This window comes from Achromobacter sp. Marseille-Q0513, from assembly GCF_018195695.1.
Taxonomy (GTDB): domain Bacteria; phylum Pseudomonadota; class Gammaproteobacteria; order Burkholderiales; family Burkholderiaceae_B; genus Achromobacter.
Genome location: NZ_JAGTJY010000417.1, coordinates 1 through 732, shown reverse-complemented (window position 1 = coordinate 732; position 732 = coordinate 1). Strand labels below are relative to the sequence as shown.

Here is a 732-nt window from a genome sequence, read left to right as displayed (position 1 = left end):
TAGGCGACCATCGAAAGATCGTCCCTTTGGGGATGTCATTCGCTCGCATCCAACACCTGCTACGGAAAGGCGAATTGCTGAACATCCTTCTCTTAAGCCGCAAGAATTCCTCCGAAAACTCGTCCGTGGTTCTTTGCCACTAGGCAAGGGCGTCGTATTGGATCCATTTGCCGGGTCCGGGTCCACACTCGCGGCCGCAAACGCGGTAGGATACGAAAGTTTGGGCGTTGAAAGGGATCCCGCCTACGTGCAATTGGCAGATCGGTCTATTCCTTTGCTGGAAAAAGTTCCGGTCAAAAGCGAGGACTAAAGCCATTGGCGTTGTCGATCCCTGTACTTGGAGATCGACAAAAGCATGACACGGGACGAGATCGTAGATGCAATGCGACGAGATTTTCTTGGGGAAGGAGTTGGCAAGCCAAGAAAATATGTGGGTGGCCTATTGCCCTCTTTCTGTGATTTCTTGATCGAGTTAGACGCTCCAGGCAAGGGGTATCAATCATTAAATGATTTGTTCGTGGCATATCCGCAAATCACTGACGGAGTGTCCACGTTGACGGTGTCGTTGCCTGCAGGAGGGCAGAAAACGATCCGCCCTGCTTACGAGCGTTACCATCGGTTTTATATCACCGATAACCATCGCCTTGATTATCCCCGTTCGCAGCCATATGCGACTGGAAAATGGGGAGATTATAGAAATTGGCTGGATGCGCTGGTTTCCAAGTCTAAGGA

Annotated in this window: 2 protein-coding genes; both read left to right on the top strand. The window is 50.8% G+C overall.

Going from position 1 to position 732, the window contains the following annotated elements; translation table 11 throughout:
* On the top strand, window positions 1–310 hold a 310-nt coding region (locus KDH83_RS31010; RefSeq protein ID WP_212322930.1), incomplete at its 5' end, for a DNA methyltransferase.
* 27 nt (window positions 311–337) lie between these two features.
* On the top strand, window positions 338–732 hold a 395-nt coding region (locus KDH83_RS31005; protein WP_212322928.1), incomplete at its 3' end, for a hypothetical protein.